30 protein-coding genes are annotated in these 15,946 nt (G+C 40.6%); all 30 read right to left on the reverse strand.

Translation table 11 applies throughout. The annotated features are described in order from the left end of the window. Positions 1-5 precede the first annotated feature (5 nt). The 30 genes from JFU18_RS14815 to tuf all read right to left on the reverse strand — a co-directional run bounded on the left by JFU18_RS14815 (position 6) and on the right by tuf (position 15,888). On the reverse strand, positions 6-950 hold the full coding sequence (locus tag JFU18_RS14815) for a DNA-directed RNA polymerase subunit alpha (RefSeq protein WP_002009743.1): 945 nt from the start codon (positions 948-950) through the stop codon (positions 6-8). A gap of 180 nt (positions 951-1,130) precedes the next feature. Beyond that, positions 1,131-1,520, reverse strand: coding sequence for a 30S ribosomal protein S11 (gene rpsK, locus JFU18_RS14820; protein ID WP_002009745.1), 390 nt, complete (start codon positions 1,518-1,520; stop codon positions 1,131-1,133). Positions 1,521-1,544: 24 nt separating this feature from the next. Further along, positions 1,545-1,910, reverse strand: a complete 366-nt coding sequence (gene rpsM / locus JFU18_RS14825; RefSeq protein WP_002063431.1) for a 30S ribosomal protein S13 — start codon at positions 1,908-1,910, stop codon at positions 1,545-1,547. A 21-nt stretch (positions 1,911-1,931) separates the two neighbouring features. Next, a complete protein-coding gene (rpmJ, locus tag JFU18_RS14830; protein WP_000868344.1) occupies positions 1,932-2,045 on the reverse strand; it encodes a 50S ribosomal protein L36 in 114 nt (37 codons plus the stop codon). Positions 2,046-2,080: 35 nt separating this feature from the next. Beyond that, positions 2,081-2,299 (reverse strand): translation initiation factor IF-1, encoded by a 219-nt coding sequence (infA, locus tag JFU18_RS14835; RefSeq protein ID WP_001029884.1) that lies wholly within the window; start codon positions 2,297-2,299, stop codon positions 2,081-2,083. 68 nt (positions 2,300-2,367) lie between these two features. Continuing rightward, positions 2,368-3,114: a type I methionyl aminopeptidase gene (gene map / locus JFU18_RS14840; protein ID WP_016094046.1), complete on the reverse strand. Its 747-nt coding sequence runs from the start codon at positions 3,112-3,114 to the stop codon at positions 2,368-2,370. Then, positions 3,114-3,764 carry an adenylate kinase gene (locus JFU18_RS14845; RefSeq protein ID WP_002063428.1) on the reverse strand — a complete coding sequence of 217 codons (651 nt, stop codon included), beginning with the start codon at positions 3,762-3,764 and terminating at the stop codon, positions 3,114-3,116. Before JFU18_RS14845 ends, map begins: the two co-directional genes overlap by 1 nt. A 54-nt stretch (positions 3,765-3,818) precedes the next feature. Beyond that, positions 3,819-5,120, reverse strand: coding sequence for a preprotein translocase subunit SecY (gene secY, locus JFU18_RS14850; RefSeq protein WP_002091534.1), 1,302 nt, complete (start codon positions 5,118-5,120; stop codon positions 3,819-3,821). Next, a complete protein-coding gene (gene rplO, locus JFU18_RS14855; protein ID WP_002009754.1) occupies positions 5,120-5,560 on the reverse strand; it encodes a 50S ribosomal protein L15 in 441 nt (146 codons plus the stop codon). The genes secY and rplO overlap by 1 nt, the downstream gene beginning before the upstream one ends. Positions 5,561-5,593: 33 nt before the next feature. Then, complete coding sequence (rpmD, locus tag JFU18_RS14860) at positions 5,594-5,776, reverse strand: 50S ribosomal protein L30 (protein ID WP_002009757.1); 183 nt, start codon at positions 5,774-5,776, stop codon at positions 5,594-5,596. A gap of 13 nt (positions 5,777-5,789) precedes the next feature. Next, on the reverse strand, positions 5,790-6,290 hold the full coding sequence (rpsE, locus tag JFU18_RS14865; RefSeq protein WP_002063426.1) for a 30S ribosomal protein S5: 501 nt from the start codon (positions 6,288-6,290) through the stop codon (positions 5,790-5,792). 21 nt (positions 6,291-6,311) lie between these two features. Next, complete coding sequence (rplR, locus tag JFU18_RS14870; RefSeq protein WP_002009761.1) at positions 6,312-6,674, reverse strand: 50S ribosomal protein L18; 363 nt, start codon at positions 6,672-6,674, stop codon at positions 6,312-6,314. Between the two features lie 31 nt (positions 6,675-6,705). Beyond that, positions 6,706-7,245 carry a 50S ribosomal protein L6 gene (gene rplF / locus JFU18_RS14875; protein WP_002063425.1) on the reverse strand — a complete coding sequence of 180 codons (540 nt, stop codon included), beginning with the start codon at positions 7,243-7,245 and terminating at the stop codon, positions 6,706-6,708. Positions 7,246-7,277: 32 nt separating this feature from the next. Then, positions 7,278-7,676: a 30S ribosomal protein S8 gene (gene rpsH, locus JFU18_RS14880; protein WP_002091529.1), complete on the reverse strand. Its 399-nt coding sequence runs from the start codon at positions 7,674-7,676 to the stop codon at positions 7,278-7,280. Between the two features lie 29 nt (positions 7,677-7,705). Continuing rightward, positions 7,706-7,891, reverse strand: a complete 186-nt coding sequence (rpsN, locus tag JFU18_RS14885; protein WP_001085700.1) for a 30S ribosomal protein S14 — start codon at positions 7,889-7,891, stop codon at positions 7,706-7,708. Positions 7,892-7,924: 33 nt separating this feature from the next. Further along, positions 7,925-8,464 carry a 50S ribosomal protein L5 gene (gene rplE, locus JFU18_RS14890; RefSeq protein WP_002091528.1) on the reverse strand — a complete coding sequence of 180 codons (540 nt, stop codon included), beginning with the start codon at positions 8,462-8,464 and terminating at the stop codon, positions 7,925-7,927. A 26-nt stretch (positions 8,465-8,490) separates the two neighbouring features. Next, positions 8,491-8,802, reverse strand: coding sequence for a 50S ribosomal protein L24 (gene rplX, locus JFU18_RS14895; RefSeq protein WP_000558201.1), 312 nt, complete (start codon positions 8,800-8,802; stop codon positions 8,491-8,493). 38 nt (positions 8,803-8,840) lie between these two features. Then, positions 8,841-9,209 (reverse strand): 50S ribosomal protein L14, encoded by a 369-nt coding sequence (gene rplN, locus JFU18_RS14900; RefSeq protein ID WP_002063420.1) that lies wholly within the window; start codon positions 9,207-9,209, stop codon positions 8,841-8,843. 43 nt (positions 9,210-9,252) lie between these two features. Beyond that, on the reverse strand, positions 9,253-9,516 hold the full coding sequence (gene rpsQ / locus JFU18_RS14905) for a 30S ribosomal protein S17 (protein WP_002091526.1): 264 nt from the start codon (positions 9,514-9,516) through the stop codon (positions 9,253-9,255). A gap of 20 nt (positions 9,517-9,536) precedes the next feature. Continuing rightward, a complete protein-coding gene (gene rpmC / locus JFU18_RS14910) occupies positions 9,537-9,737 on the reverse strand; it encodes a 50S ribosomal protein L29 (protein WP_002091523.1) in 201 nt (66 codons plus the stop codon). Further along, entirely contained in the window at positions 9,727-10,161 is a 435-nt protein-coding gene (gene rplP, locus JFU18_RS14915; RefSeq protein WP_002063419.1) for a 50S ribosomal protein L16, read from the reverse strand. Before rplP ends, rpmC begins: the two co-directional genes overlap by 11 nt. A 1-nt stretch (position 10,162) precedes the next feature. Then, entirely contained in the window at positions 10,163-10,822 is a 660-nt protein-coding gene (gene rpsC, locus JFU18_RS14920) for a 30S ribosomal protein S3 (protein WP_002009771.1), read from the reverse strand. 3 nt (positions 10,823-10,825) lie between these two features. Then, complete coding sequence (gene rplV / locus JFU18_RS14925) at positions 10,826-11,167, reverse strand: 50S ribosomal protein L22 (protein WP_002009773.1); 342 nt, start codon at positions 11,165-11,167, stop codon at positions 10,826-10,828. A gap of 17 nt (positions 11,168-11,184) precedes the next feature. Next, positions 11,185-11,463 carry a 30S ribosomal protein S19 gene (rpsS, locus tag JFU18_RS14930; RefSeq protein ID WP_000124452.1) on the reverse strand — a complete coding sequence of 93 codons (279 nt, stop codon included), beginning with the start codon at positions 11,461-11,463 and terminating at the stop codon, positions 11,185-11,187. 60 nt (positions 11,464-11,523) lie between these two features. Continuing rightward, entirely contained in the window at positions 11,524-12,354 is an 831-nt protein-coding gene (gene rplB / locus JFU18_RS14935; RefSeq protein WP_002063418.1) for a 50S ribosomal protein L2, read from the reverse strand. A 28-nt stretch (positions 12,355-12,382) separates the two neighbouring features. After that, complete coding sequence (gene rplW / locus JFU18_RS14940) at positions 12,383-12,673, reverse strand: 50S ribosomal protein L23 (protein ID WP_001205557.1); 291 nt, start codon at positions 12,671-12,673, stop codon at positions 12,383-12,385. Continuing rightward, on the reverse strand, positions 12,673-13,296 hold the full coding sequence (gene rplD, locus JFU18_RS14945; protein ID WP_001127261.1) for a 50S ribosomal protein L4: 624 nt from the start codon (positions 13,294-13,296) through the stop codon (positions 12,673-12,675). The genes rplW and rplD overlap by 1 nt, the downstream gene beginning before the upstream one ends. A 25-nt stretch (positions 13,297-13,321) precedes the next feature. After that, entirely contained in the window at positions 13,322-13,954 is a 633-nt protein-coding gene (gene rplC, locus JFU18_RS14950) for a 50S ribosomal protein L3 (RefSeq protein ID WP_000160209.1), read from the reverse strand. A 34-nt stretch (positions 13,955-13,988) separates the two neighbouring features. Next, positions 13,989-14,297: a 30S ribosomal protein S10 gene (gene rpsJ, locus JFU18_RS14955; RefSeq protein WP_001040595.1), complete on the reverse strand. Its 309-nt coding sequence runs from the start codon at positions 14,295-14,297 to the stop codon at positions 13,989-13,991. A gap of 400 nt (positions 14,298-14,697) precedes the next feature. Continuing rightward, positions 14,698-15,888, reverse strand: coding sequence for an elongation factor Tu (gene tuf, locus JFU18_RS14960; RefSeq protein ID WP_002009778.1), 1,191 nt, complete (start codon positions 15,886-15,888; stop codon positions 14,698-14,700). Positions 15,889-15,946: the final 58 nt, after the last annotated feature.

The raw sequence follows: 15,946 nt of genomic DNA on the forward strand, positions 1-15,946 counted from the left end.
AATCCTCAGTCGTCTTTACGTAAACCTAAACCTAATTCCTCAAGTTTATGTTTAACTTCTTCTAAGGATTTACGTCCTAAGTTACGAACTTTCATCATATCTTCTTCTGTTTTGTTCGCAAGCTCTTGTACAGTATTAATTCCTGCACGTTTTAGGCAATTATAAGAACGAACAGAAAGATCTAGTTCTTCGATAGTCATCTCAAGAACTTTTTCTTTTTGATCTTCTTCCTTCTCGACCATAATCTCAGCATTTTGTGCTTCGTCAGTTAAACCAACAAAGATATTTAAATGCTCAGTTAAGATTTTGGCACCTAAAGAGATAGCTTCTTTTGGCCCGATGCTTCCATCCGTCCATACATCAAGCGTAAGCTTATCATAATTAGCCACTTGTCCGACACGTGTCTTTTCCACTTGGTAAGTCACACGTGATACTGGAGTATAAATAGAATCAATAGGAATTACTCCTATTGGTTGATCTTCGCTTTTATTTGCATCAGCTGGCGTATACCCACGGCCACGCTTTGCAGTTAAACGCATGCGGAAATGCGCATTTTTTGCTAACGTCGCAATGTGTAAATCTGGATTTAAGATTTCAACATCACTATCGTGAGTAATATCAGCAGCTGTGACAATACCTTCGCCCTGTACATCGATTTCCAACGTCTTCTCTTCTTCAGAGTAGATTTTAAGAGCTAACTTTTTCAAGTTTAAGATCATCGTCGTAACGTCTTCTACTACGCCCTCAACTGTTGAAAATTCGTGTAAAACGCCATCGATTTGGATAGCAGTTACAGCGGCACCAGGGAGTGAGGATAAAAGAATACGACGTAAGGAGTTACCCAAAGTAGTACCATATCCACGCTCAAGCGGTTCAATCACGAATTTGCCATACTTAGCATCTTCGTTAAGTTCAACCGTTTCGATTTTCGGTTTTTCGATTTCAATCATTAACTAAACCCTCCTTCAAAACGTCGAAACCCCGGTTAAACAAAGGAAGAACCTCTGTTTAACCGAAAGTCCCCCTTAGGCAGTTCCCGATTGTGCACAACAAGCGATGTTTCTGTACGAAATTTCTCGATAATGCATCATATCCATTATAGACAAAAGGGAAAATTCTATACAGAAAAATTACACACGACGACGTTTTGGTGGACGACATCCATTATGAGGAACTGGAGTAACATCTCTAATTGCTGTTACTTCTAGACCTGCCGCTTGAAGAGCACGAATTGCAGCTTCACGACCAGCACCAGGACCTTTAACAGTAACCTCTAAAGTTTTTAAACCATGCTCCATTGCAACTTTAGAAGCAGCTTCAGCAGCCATTTGCGCAGCGAATGGAGTAGATTTACGAGATCCACGGAAACCAAGTGCACCAGCACTAGACCAAGAAAGTGCGTTACCATGAGTATCTGTAAGTGTTACGATTGTGTTGTTGAAAGTAGAACGAATATGAGCTATACCAGCTTCAATATTCTTTTTCACACGTTTTTTACGAGTGTTTGTTTTACGTGCCATTGTTAGTTCAACCTCCTTTACTTATTATTTCTTTTTATTTGCTACTGTACGACGTGGACCTTTACGTGTACGAGCATTGTTTTTAGAGTTTTGACCACGAACTGGTAAACCACGACGGTGACGAAGACCACGGTAAGAACCGATCTCCATTAGACGTTTAATGTTAAGAGATACTTCACGACGAAGGTCTCCCTCAACTTTAATACGATCGATGATATCACGGATACGTCCTAATTCATCTTCCGATAAATCACGAACTCGTGTTTCCGAAGAAATACCAGCTTCTGTAATAATTTTTTCAGCAGTTGTGCGACCAATGCCGAATACGTAAGTTAAAGAAATAACAACGCGCTTGTCACGAGGAATATCTACACCTGCGATACGTGCCATTCTGAATGCACCTCCTTCTGATTAACCTTGTTTTTGTTTATGTTTAGGGTTTTCACAAATAACCATTACTTTTCCACGTCTACGAATAACTTTACATTTTTCGCAGATTGGTTTAACTGACGGTCTTACTTTCATGTCTCGAACCTCCTTAAAGATTACGGAGTGCTATATTATTTAAAACGGTACGTAATACGACCACGATTTAAATCGTACGGAGATAATTCTACCGTAACTTTGTCTCCTGGTAAAATACGAATGAAGTTCATACGGATTTTACCAGAAACGTGAGCCAATACGACATGCCCATTCTCTAATTCTACTTTGAACATAGCATTTGGCAACGTTTCAAGAACGGTACCTTCGACTTCAATTACATCATCTTTAGCCATTCAATAGTTCTCCCTTCTTCAAATCAGTAACATTTTACACTGCTCTGAAATCCCGGAGAGCCAGCTACTTATAAAGTGGTAAGGATTTCGTATCCTGCTTCTGTAAGAGCAATCGTGTGCTCAAAATGGGCACACCATTTACCATCTACCGTTACCACTGTCCAGTCATCAGATAGTGTTTTTACATATCGTCTTCCTTGATTCACCATCGGCTCAACACAGATGACCATTCCCGGCTTTAATCTAGGGCCTCTATTTGGTGGACCATAGTGCGGGATTTGAGGGTCCTCATGTAAGTCTTGCCCGATTCCGTGACCAACATACTCCCTAACGATCGAGAACCCATTCTCTTCAGCATGTGTTTGAACCGCATGCGAGATATTTGATAATCTTTCGTCTGGTTTTACTTGTTCTAGACCAAGATACAACGATTTTTCTGTGACATCAAGTAGCTTTTGAACAGATTCAGAAATGTTTCCAACTGGATACGTCCATGCAGAATCTCCATGGTACCCATTGTATTTCGCACCAATATCGATACTGATGATATCGCCCTCTTCGAGCTTACGCTTCCCTGGAATCCCGTGTACAAGCTCTTCATTTACAGAAGCACAAATGCTCCCCGGAAATCCGTTGTATCCTTTAAAAGATGGCGTAGCACCATATTTTCGAATCGTCTTTTCCGCTATTTGATCGAGCTCTTTCGTTGTAATTCCTGGAGTAATATGTTGTTTCAACTCTTGATGAGTTAAAGCAACGATCCTGCCAGCTTCTCGCATGATTTCTATCTCGCGAGGAGTTTTGCAGATGATCATTACGCTAAGCCTCCGATGAGAACATCGATATCAGCAAATACTTTATTGATATCTTGCTCACCATTAATGCTTTGTAAGTAGCCAAGCTCCTCGTAGAAATCAAGCAAAGGTTTTGTTTGCTTAATATTTACATCTAAACGATTTGCTACAGTTTCTTCATTGTCATCAGAGCGTTGATATAATTCGCCACCACATTTATCGCACACATCAGCTTTTGCTGGCGGATTGAATTCTAAGTGGTAAGTTGCACCGCATTCTTTACAAATGCGACGGCCTGTAAGGCGTGTTAATAACAATCCTGAATCCACATTAATGTTTAAAACATAGTCGATTTTTTTGCCAAGATCTTTCATAATCTCTTCAAGAGCTGATGCTTGTGCAACAGTTCGTGGGAAACCATCTAATAAGAAGCCTTTAATACAGTCTTCTTGGCTTAAACGTTCACGAACAATTCCAATTGTAACTTCATCTGGAACAAGCGCACCTTTATCAATAAAAGATTTTGCTTGTAAACCAAGTTCAGTTTCAGCCTTCATAGCTGCACGGAACATATCTCCTGTTGAGATGTGAGGGATGTTATACTTGGCAACAATCTGTTCGGCTTGTGTACCTTTACCAGCACCAGGAAGCCCCATTAAAATCAAGTTCATCCTTGTTCCCCCTCAGTACATGAGCATGTAGGGAAGACAGTTCTTCCCACTTACTCACTGCTTGATAAACCCTTTGTAATGGCGTTTTACCAATTGGCTTTCTAGCTGCTTCATTGTTTCTAAAGCAACGCCGACAACGATTAACATACTCGTTCCACCAATCTGTGCAGATGGAGGAAGATTTCCCAATTTCGTAAAGATAACTGGTAAGATTGCAATCGCTGCTAGGAAAATTGATCCCACAAAGGTCAAACGATACAAGATTTTTGTTAGATATTGTTCTGTATTCTTACCCGGACGAATACCTGGAACATATCCACCTTGCTTGTTTAGATTCTCTGACATTTGCTCTGGATTAACCTGAACAAATGCATAGAAGTATGTGAAGGCTACAATGAGCGCAACATATATGATCATTCCCACTGGGTGAGAATAGTTAAAGTTTGCAATAATCCACTGCGATACATCATGTTTCGGGAAGAACTGTGCAATAGTTGGAGGCGTAATTAAGAATGAAACAGCAAAAATGACTGGAATAACACCCGCACTATTTACCTTAAGTGGTAAATGAGTGTTTTGTGCTCCAGCATGATTCCCATTCCCTCCTGTTACACGCTTCGCGTATTGAATTGGGATCTTTCTAACAGCCTGTTGAATGAAAATAACACCAACAATAACTGCTAGCACAGCTAGTAAAATCAATGCAACTTTAACGATACTCATGAACAATTGATCTCCGATATTTTGAAACTGTTGTTGATACACTTGAGATATAACACTTGGGATCGCTGCGGCAATACCACCAAAGATAAGAATGGAAATACCATTACCTACACCTTTAGATGTAATCTGTTCACCTAACCACATTAAAAATGCAGTACCAGCAGTCAGTACCGTAGCAATGTATAAATAAGTGCTCCAACCTGGATTCAAAATTAATTGCCCACCTACCATACCGTTAAAACCGATTGACATACCAAACCCCTGAATAAACGCAAGAACAATTGTAAAGTAACGCGTGAATTGCGTTAGTTTACGACGGCCCATTTCGCCTTGCTTCGACCATTCCGAAAATTTAGGAACAACATCCATCTGCAATAATTGCACGATGATGGATGCTGTAATATACGGCATGATTCCCATCGCGAAGATGGAGAAGTTCTTCAAGGCGCCACCGCCAAATGTATTTAGGATACCTAAGGCATTTAATTGATCTTGTGCTTTCAGTACGTCTCCATTTGTAAATGGCACTGGGATAAACGTGCCAATCCTGAATACGACTAACATCGCTAAAGTGAATAATATTTTACGTCTTATCTCAGCAACGCGCATAAAGTTGGAGATTGTACGAAACATTAGATCACCTCAACTGATCCGCCAGCTGCTTCAATTGCTTCTTTAGCACTTGAAGAGAACTTGTGCGCTTTAACAGTTAATTTTTTCTCTACTGCTCCGCTTGCAAGAATTTTAACACCGTCGTTTAACTTGCTGATAACGCCAGTTTCCAGCAATAATTCAGGTGTTACTTCTGTACCATCTTCAAAACGATTTAACGTTGATAAGTTTACAATAGTAAACTCTTTACGGTTAATGTTTGTGAAGCCGCGTTTTGGTAAACGACGGAATAGTGGAGTTTGACCACCTTCGAAGCCAAGACGAACACCGCCGCCAGAACGTGCGTTTTGTCCTTTATGACCTCTACCAGCAGTTTTACCGTTACCAGAACCGATACCACGACCGACACGGTTACGTACTTTACGAGAACCTTCTGCAGGTTTTAATTCATGAAGTTTCATTCCCAGGCACCTCCTTATATTAATGAGTTATCCTTAAGCTTCTTTTACAGAGATAAGGTGAGAAACTTTGTTGATCATACCAAGAATAGCAGGAGTTTCTTCCTTAACTACAGTTGAATTCAACTTTTTAAGACCTAAAGCTTCTACCGTCGCACGTTGATCTTGTGGACGACCAATTACACTACGAGTGAGGGTAATTTCTAACTTTTTCGCCATTTGTTTTCCCTCCTTAACCTAGTAGCTCTTCTACAGATTTACCGCGTAATTTTGCAACATCTTCAGCGCGCTTAAGTTCGCTTAATCCGTTCACAGTAGCGCGAATCATGTTGATTGGTGTGTTAGTACCAAGAGATTTCGAAAGAATATCTTGTACACCAGCTAATTCTAGTACCGCACGAACAGGTCCACCAGCAATAACACCAGTACCCTCAGCAGCAGGTTTTAAGAATACTTCACCAGCTCCAAAATGACCGTTGATTGTATGTGGAATTGTTGTACCAACTAATGGTACAGCGATTAGGTTTTTCTTAGCGTCTTCGATAGCTTTACGGATTGCGTCTGGTACCTCTTGTGCTTTACCAGTACCGAATCCAACATGACCGTTTTTATCGCCAACTACAACTAGTGCAGCAAAGCGGAAACGACGACCACCCTTAACAACTTTCGCGACACGATTTATCGTAACTACACGTTCTTCAAGTTCTAATTTACTTGGGTCAATGCGTTGCATCAATTTTCCCTCCTTTGACCATTAAAATTGTAATCCAGCCTCACGAGCAGCTTCAGCTAGAGCTTTAACACGGCCATGGTATAAGTAACCACCGCGATCAAATACTACTTCTTTAACGCCTTTCTCTACAGCACGCTTAGCAACTGATTCTCCAACTTTCGTAGCAGCTTCAGTATTGCTAGTACCGTTAAGAGCAAGGTCTTTATCAAGAGTAGATGCACTTACTAATGTTACACCATTTACATCATCAATAACTTGAGCGTAAATATGTTGGTTAGAACGGTACACGTTTAAACGTGGACGTTCTGCAGTACCAGTAAGTTTAGCACGTACACGTGCATGTCTTTTCTTACGAGTCGCATTTTTAGCAGCTTTAGTGATCATTCTTGTCACTCCTTTCTTTCACCTAACGGGTTTACTTAGCAGTTTTACCTTCTTTACGACGAACAACTTCGCCTTCGTAACGAATACCTTTACCTTTATATGGCTCAGGAGCACGTACAGCACGGATGTTAGCAGCAAATTCGCCAACACGTTGCTTGTCGATACCTTTAATTACGATTTTAGTTGGTACAGGTACTTCAACTTCAAGTCCTGCTTCTGGAGTCATTTCTACTGGATGAGAATAACCTACGCTTAAAACAAGTTTATCACCTTGTTTTTGAGCACGGTAACCAACACCGACTAATTCAAGTCCGCGTGCAAAACCTGTAGTTACACCTTCAACCATGTTTCCGATTAAAGCACGAGTTGTACCGTGTAATGCACGGTGTTCCTTCTGTTCAGATGGACGCTCAACTGTTAGTGTATTTTCTTCAATTTTGATAGACATATCAGTTTTGAAAGTACGAGTTAATTCACCTTTAGGGCCTTTTACTGTTACAGTATTGTCTTCTGCAACTGTAATAGTAACACCTGCAGGGATTTCAAGAATCTTTTTACCAATACGAGACATGTGGTCACACCTCCGTTCGTTTTAAATATATATTACCAAACGTATGCTACTACTTCTCCACCAGTTTGTAATTGACGAGCATCTTTGTCTGTCATTACTCCCTTAGATGTAGAAACAAGAGCGATACCTAATCCGTTAAGTACACGAGGTACTTCATCAGCTTTTGCGTAAACGCGTAAGCCAGGTTTACTGATACGCTTTAATCCAGTGATTACACGTTCATTGTTTGCACCATATTTCAGGAAAATACGAAGGATACCTTGTTTGTTATCCCCGATGTATTCTACATCACGAATGAAACCTTCACGCTTTAAAAGATCAGCGATCTCTTTTTTGATTTTAGAAGCAGGAACCTCTAATTTCTCATGACGTACCATATTCGCATTACGGATGCGAGTAAGCATGTCTGCAATTGGATCTGTCATCACCATGTGTTTTACCTCCTTCCCATTTGTGGGTTTTACCAACTAGCTTTTTTAACACCAGGAATTTGACCTTTATATGCAAGTTCACGGAAACAAATACGGCAAAGCTTAAATTTGCGGTATACAGAATGCGGACGACCGCAGCGTTCGCAACGTGTATACTCTTGTACTTTAAACTTAGGAGTACGCTTTTGTTTCGCGATCATAGATTTTTTAGCCACGTTTTCGCCTCCTCTACTTAGCGTTGGCTTCCATTATTTTTGGAATGGCATACCGAATTGTGTTAAAAGTTCACGAGCTTCTTCATCAGTTTTCGCTGTAGTAACGATTACGATGTCCATACCTCGGACTTTGCTTACTTTATCATAATCAATCTCAGGGAAAATTAGTTGCTCTTTAACACCTAATGTGTAGTTCCCACGACCATCAAATGATTTCTTAGAAACACCACGGAAATCACGTACACGTGGTAAAGAAACTGATACTAATTTGTCGAAGAACTCATACATTTGCTGACCGCGTAAAGTTACTTTCGCACCGATTGGCATACCTTCACGAAGACGGAAACCAGCGATTGATTTTTTAGCGCGAGTTACAACAGGTTTTTGACCTGCGATTTGAGTTAATTCTTCTACTGCATTGTCTAAAGCTTTTGAGTTAGATACCGCGTCACCAACACCAGTGTTGATTACGATCTTTTCGATTTTCGGTACTTCCATCACAGATTTATAGTTAAACTTGCTCATTAGAGCAGGAGTAATTTCCTTTTGGAACTTCTCTTTAAGGCGATTCAATGAAGTGACCTCCTTTCTTAAGAAAATTATTTATCTAATAATTCACCAGATTTTTTTGCAATACGCACTTTTTTACCATCTTCTACTTTGAAGCCTACGCGAGTAGGTTCGCCTGTTTTCGGATCTAATACCATAACATTAGAAACGTGAATAGGTGCTTCTTTCGTAATAATTCCACCTTGTGGATTTAATTGAGATGGCTTAGAGTGTTTTTTAACGATGTTAACACCCTCAACGATAACACGGTTTTGCTTTGGGAAAGCCACAAGGATAACACCTTGTTTTCCTTTGTCTTTACCAGTGATTACCTGAACTTTATCACCTTTTTTTACATGCATCTTAATTCTGCACCTCCTTAGCAAGGCAATACCTTAAATTATAGAACTTCTGGAGCTAAAGAAACGATCTTCATGAAGTTGCTATCACGTAATTCACGAGCTACTGGTCCGAAGATACGAGTACCACGTGGGCTCTTATCGTCTTTGATGATAACCGCTGCGTTTTCATCAAATTTAATGTAAGAACCGTCCGGACGACGAGCTCCGCTCTTCGTACGTACCACTACTGCCTTAACAACGTCACCTTTTTTAACAACGCCACCTGGTGTTGCTTGTTTTACCGTAGCAACGATAATATCACCAATATAAGCATATTTACGACCAGAGCCGCCTAATACTTTAATTGTTAAAAGTTCACGTGCACCAGAGTTGTCAGCAACTTTCAAACGAGATTCTTGTTGGATCATGTTATGAAACCTCCCTTCGGACTAAAAATTCCGATTCGTCTATTTAGATAACAACCGCTTCTTCAACGATTTCAACTAAACGGAAACGCTTAGTAGCAGAAAGCGGGCGAGTTTCCATGATTTTAACGATATCGCCAAGTTTCGCTTGGTTTTGCTCATCATGGGCTTTATACTTTTTAGAATACTTAACACGTTTTCCGTATAAGGAATGAGTTTTGTAAGTTTCAACTAAAACTGTAATCGTTTTGTCCATTTTGTCAGAAACAACACGACCAGTATAAACTTTGCGTTGGTTACGTTCGCTCACTATGCAAACCTCCCCTCAATTTATCGATTAATTCCGATCTCTCTTTCACAAACTACAGTTTTCATACGAGCAATCGCTTTACGTACTTCACGGATGCGAGTTGGGTTCTCTAATTGTCCTGTAGCAAGTTGGAAGCGAAGATTAAACAACTCTTCCTTTAAAGCTTTAACTTTTGTTTCGATTTCGGCAGTGGTTAATTCACGAATATCATTAGTTTTCATTAGATTCACCACCATTTTCTTCACGTTTTACGAATTTACATTTCACAGGTAACTTGTGAGCTGCAAGACGTAATGCTTCGCGTGCTACCTCTTCAGATACACCCGCAATTTCAAACATAATTTTCCCAGGTTTTACTACTGCTACCCAGCCTTCTGGTGCCCCTTTACCGGAACCCATACGTACTTCTAGAGGTTTTGCAGTGTAAGGTTTAGAAGGGAAAATTTTAATCCATACTTTACCGCCACGTTTCATGTGACGAGTCATTGCACGACGAGCAGCTTCGATTTGACGGTTTGTAATCCATGAAGCAGCTAGTGCTTGTAAACCAAATTCACCAAAAGCGATTTCAGTTCCACCTTTTGCACGACCACGCATTTTACCACGATGCTCTCTACGATATTTTACGCGTTTAGGCATTAACATATTATTTTCCTCCTTCCTCAGAAGCTTTCTTTTTTGTAGGAAGGACTTCTCCACGGTAGATCCATACTTTTACGCCTAATTTACCGTATGTTGTATCAGCTTCAACTGCTGCATAGTCAATATCAGCGCGAAGTGTATGAAGTGGAACAGTTCCTTCACTGTAAGATTCTGCACGAGCGATATCAGCTCCGCCAAGACGACCAGAAACCTGTGTTTTAATACCTTTTGCTCCTGCACGCATAGCACGTTGAATAACTTGCTTTTGTGCACGACGGAATGATACACGGTTTTCTAATTGACGAGCGATGTTTTCGCCTACTAATTTAGCGTTAAGATCAGCTCTCTTAACTTCTAAAATGTTAATGTGTACACGCTTGCCTGTTAATTGGTTAAGAGCTTTACGAAGTGCTTCAACTTCAGTACCACCTTTACCAATTACCATACCAGGTTTTGCAGTGTGAATTGTAACATTTACACGATTTGCTGCACGTTCGATTTCTACTTTAGCAACAGCAGAATCTTTTAAGCGTACAGTAATGTACTCACGGATTTTGATGTCTTCATGTAATAACGTAGCATAATCTTTCTCAGCGAACCAACGAGATTCCCAGTCGCGGATAATACCGACACGAAGACCAATTGGATTAACCTTCTGACCCATCGATTATCCCTCCTTCTTTTCTGATACCACAACTGTGATGTGGCTTGTGCGTTTGTTAATTTGGCTTGCACGACCCATTGCACGTGGACGGAAACGTTTCAACGTTGGACCTTCGTCAACGAAGACTTTTTCAACAACTAGGTTGTTAATATCCATCTCATAATTGTGCTCTGCATTTGCGATTGCAGATTTTAAAACTTTTTCTACAACTGGAGAAGCAGTTTTTGGTGTGTGGTTAAGGATAGCAATCGCTTCACCCACTTGCTTACCTCGGATTAAGTCTACTACTAAACGAACCTTACGAGGAGCAATACGAACTGTTCTCACTACTGCTTTAGCTTGCATTGAAGTGCCTCCTCTCATTATCTTCTAGTTTTCTTATCGTCAGCAAGGTGACCTTTATACGTACGAGTTGGTGCGAATTCACCTAACTTATGGCCAACCATATCCTCAGTGATGTACACAGGTACGTGTTTACGACCATCATATACAGCAATTGTATGTCCGATGAACTGAGGGAAGATTGTTGAACGGCGAGACCAAGTTTTAACAACTTGTTTTTGCTCAGATGCAACTAATTTTTCCATTTTGTTCATTAAGTGATCATCGACAAATGGTCCTTTTTTTAAGCTACGAGCCATTTTGGTGCCTCCCTTCGTGATTGGCGTACGGTTCTTGAAGCGAACCGTACTACAATCCCATTATTTTTTACGACGACGAACGATAAATTTATCAGACGCTTTGTTTTTCTTACGAGTCTTGAATCCAAGAGTTGGTTTACCCCATGGAGACATTGGAGACTTACGTCCGATTGGAGAGCGACCTTCACCACCACCGTGTGGGTGATCAACCGGGTTCATTACAGAACCACGAACTGTTGGGCGCTTACCTAACCAGCGAGAGCGACCTGCTTTACCGATTTTGATAAGTTCGTGTTGTTCGTTACCAACTTGACCGATTGAAGCGCGACAAGCAGATAATACTAAACGTACTTCACCAGAAGTTAAACGTACAAGTACGTATTTTCCTTCTTTACCAAGTACTTGAGCAGATGTACCAGCAGAACGAACTAATTGTCCGCCACGACCAGGCTTAAGCTCGATGTTATGAACAACAGTACCTACTGGAATGTTGATTAATGGTAATGCGTTACCGATTTTAATGTCAGATTCAGGACCAGACATAACTTCCATACCCACTTCTAAAGTTTTAGGAGCAAGAATGTAACGTTTTTCACCGTCAACGTAGTTAATTAATGCGATATTCGCAGAGCGGTTTGGATCATATTCGATCGTAGCAACGCGTCCTGGAATTCCATCTTTGTTACGCTTAAAGTCGATGATACGGTATTGACGCTTATGTCCGCCACCTTGATGACGTACAGTAATTTTACCTTGGTTATTACGACCAGCCTTTTTGCTTAAAGGAGCAAGTAAAGACTTTTCCGGTCTGTCGGTCGTGATTTCAGCGAAATCATTCGTAGTCATGTTACGACGACCGTTAGTAGTTGGATTATACTTTTTAATTCCCATCTCAATTTCCCTCCTTCTTTAGTAAGAATTAAACGCCTTGGAAGATTTCGATTTCTTTGCTGTCAGCAGTTAGCTTAACGATTGCTTTACGACGACGGCTAGTAAAACCAGCGTGACGACCAACACGTTTTGCTTTCGGCTTGTAGTTCATGATATTTACTTTGTCTACATTAACACCAAAGATCGCTTCTATAGCGTCTTTAACCTCTGTTTTATTAGATTTAACGTCCACGTCGAACGTGTATTTTTTTTCAGCCATCATTTCCATAGAACGTTCAGTGATAACTGGGCGCTTAATGATATCACGAGGATCTCTCATTATGCAAGCACCTCCTCTACTTTTTCCACTGCCGCTTTTGTCATGATTAGCTTATCATGATGAAGCACATCTAGCACGTTTACGCCATCAGCAGTGATTACTGTTACTCCAGGGATATTGCGAGCAGATAACTCTACAGATTCGTTTGCATCAGCAGTTACGATAAGAGCTTTCTTCTCAACAGTTAATCCTTTAAGTACTGCTACCATGTCTTTTGTTTTTGGTGCATTTAACACTAGGTCCTCAAGAACTACAATGTTGTTCTCAACTACTTTAGTAGCTAATGCAGATTTGATTGCTAAACGACGAACTTTCTTAGGAAGTTTGTACGCATAGCTTCTTGGTGTAGGTCCGAATACCGTACCACCACCACGCCATTGAGGAGAGCGGATAGAACCTTGACGAGCACGTCCAGTTCCTTTTTGACGCCATGGTTTACGACCACCACCACGAACTTCAGAGCGAGTTTTTACTTTATGTGTACCTTGACGTAAAGATGCACGTTGCATCATTACAGCTTCAAATAGTACAGCTTCATTTGGTTCGATACCGAAAATAGCTTCAGCTAATTCGATTTCACCAACCTGTGAACCAGTTTGGTTATATACAGTAACTTTTGGCATTGGAATTCCTCCTTCCTATTGTGAATTATTTGCTAACCTTCACAGCGCCTTGAACAACTACAAGAGATTTCTTAGCACCTGGAACGTTACCTTTTACTAGTAATAAGTTGCGCTCAGTGTCAACTTGAACGATTTCTAAGTTTTGGATAGTAACTTGGTCTCCACCCATACGTCCAGCAAGTTTTTTGCCTTTGAATACACGGTTCGGAGCAACTGGCCCCATTGAACCTGGACGACGGTGATAGCGAGAACCATGAGACATAGGTCCGCGAGATTGTCCGTGGCGTTTAATAACACCTTGGAAACCTTTACCTTTAGAAATTCCTGTTACGTCAACGATTTCACCTGCAGCGAAAACTTCAACTTTTACCTCTTGACCAACCTCTAATCCGTCCACGTCTGCATCGCGGATTTCGCGAATGAAGCGCTTAGGAGTTGTAGATGCTTTAGCAGTGTGGCCTTGTTCAGGTTTGTTAGTTAACTTTTCACGTTTATCTTCAAATCCTAACTGAATTGCGTTGTAGCCATCAGTTTCAGTTGTTTTCTTTTGAAGAACAACGTTTGGATTAGCAGCGATTACCGTTACTGGGATTAACTCACCGTTCTCAGCAAATACTTGAGTCATACCGATCTTTCTTCCTAAGATTCCTTTGGTCATGAGTTACACCTCCTACATTTTTAAGTTATATGAATTATAGTTTGATTTCGATATCTACACCAGATGGTAAATCTAAACGCATTAATGAATCTACTGTTTGCGGAGTAGGACTCACGATGTCGATTAGACGTTTGTGTGTGCGCATTTCGAATTGTTCACGAGAATCTTTGTACTTATGAACAGCACGAAGAATTGTGTAAATAGTCTTCTCAGTTGGTAATGGGATCGGACCAGAAACTGTTGCCCCAGAACGCTTAGCTGTTTCTACAATTTTCTCAGCTGATTGATCAAGAATACGGTGATCATAAGCTTTTAAACGGATACGAATTTTTTCTTTTGCCATTATTTTCCCTCCTTCGTTCGCCTATTTCTAAAATAGACCTTCTCCATGGAAATTTCCCCACACCATGCCATGGCAAAGCGGCCGGGTGTGTCAGCAACCTTCCACTTCATCGCAGTCAAAGACCAACATTGTCTATTATACAATGTTATTCGTCTAGATGCAAGCATCTTTTTGTTCGCATCTGCTTTTCTCTACTTTTGCTATTATACATGGCACTTTAAAGAATATCAAGTTTTCATCTACTCTTATTCACCTTACAGTTTTTGGGTGTTGTTTTCGTTTTATATACTATAGAAGAAACTCATCCAAAAATAGAAAATACATCTCTTTCTTCTATAGTAATAAGCAATAAAAAAACTCAAGGGAGAATCCCTTGAGTTTTTAATAATCTAATTAAAGACTACTCAGCAACGATTGTAGCAACTACACCGTAACCTACTGTACGTCCACCTTCACGAATAGAGAATTTAGTTCCCTCTTCGATAGCGATTGGAGCGATAAGTTCGATAGTCATTTCGATGTTGTCACCAGGCATTACCATTTCAGTACCTTCTGGTAATTGGATGATACCAGTTACGTCAGTTGTACGGAAGTAGAACTGCGGACGGTAGTTAGCGAAGAATGGAGTATGACGTCCACCTTCTTCTTTAGATAATACGAAAACCTCAGCTTTGAATTTAGCGTGTGCTTTTACAGAGCCAGTTTTAGCAAGAACTTGTCCACGTTGGATGTCTTCACGAGCAACCCCACGAAGTAGAGCACCGATGTTGTCTCCAGCTTGAGCTTGGTCAAGAAGCTTACGGAACATTTCTACACCAGTTACAGTTGTAGTAGCATTCTCTTCAGCAAGACCGATGATTTCTACTACGTCACCAACTTTAACGATTCCACGCTCAACACGACCAGTTGCAACTGTACCACGACCTGTGATAGAGAATACATCCTCGATAGGCATTAAGAATGGTTTGTCAGTTTCACGTTCTGGAGTTGGGATGTAAGCATCAACTTCAGTCATTAATTCGATGATTTTTTCTTCCCACTCAGCTTCTCCTTGAAGAGCTTTAAGAGCAGAACCTTTAATTACAGGAATATCGTCGCCTGGGAATCCGTATTCAGATAATAGGTCGCGAACTTCCATTTCTACTAATTCTAATAATTCTTCGTCATCTACCATGTCGCATTTGTTTAAGAATACAACGATGTAAGGAACACCTACTTGACGAGAAAGAAGGATGTGCTCACGTGTTTGAGGCATTGGACCATCAGCAGCAGATACTACTAAGATACCGCCGTCCATTTGAGCAGCACCAGTGATCATGTTTTTAACATAGTCAGCATGACCTGGGCAGTCAACGTGTGCATAGTGACGAGTTTCAGTTTCGTACTCAACGTGTGCAGTTGAGATTGTGATTCCGCGCTCTCTTTCTTCTGGAGCAGCGTCGATTTGATCGTATCCGCGTGCTTCAGCACCACCAGCTTTTGCAAGAACTGTAGTGATCGCAGCAGTTAATGTAGTTTTACCATGGTCAACGTGGCCGATTGTACCGATGTTAACATGGGGTTTAGAACGTTCGAATTTAGCTTTAGCCATTCTAAATTCCTCCTTAGTTTATATAGGTTATTTTATATTTAGACTAGAAAGTGAAACT

Source organism: Bacillus sp. TH22, assembly GCF_016651015.1.
In the GTDB taxonomy this organism is placed as follows: Bacteria; Bacillota; Bacilli; order Bacillales; family Bacillaceae_G; genus Bacillus_A; species Bacillus_A mycoides.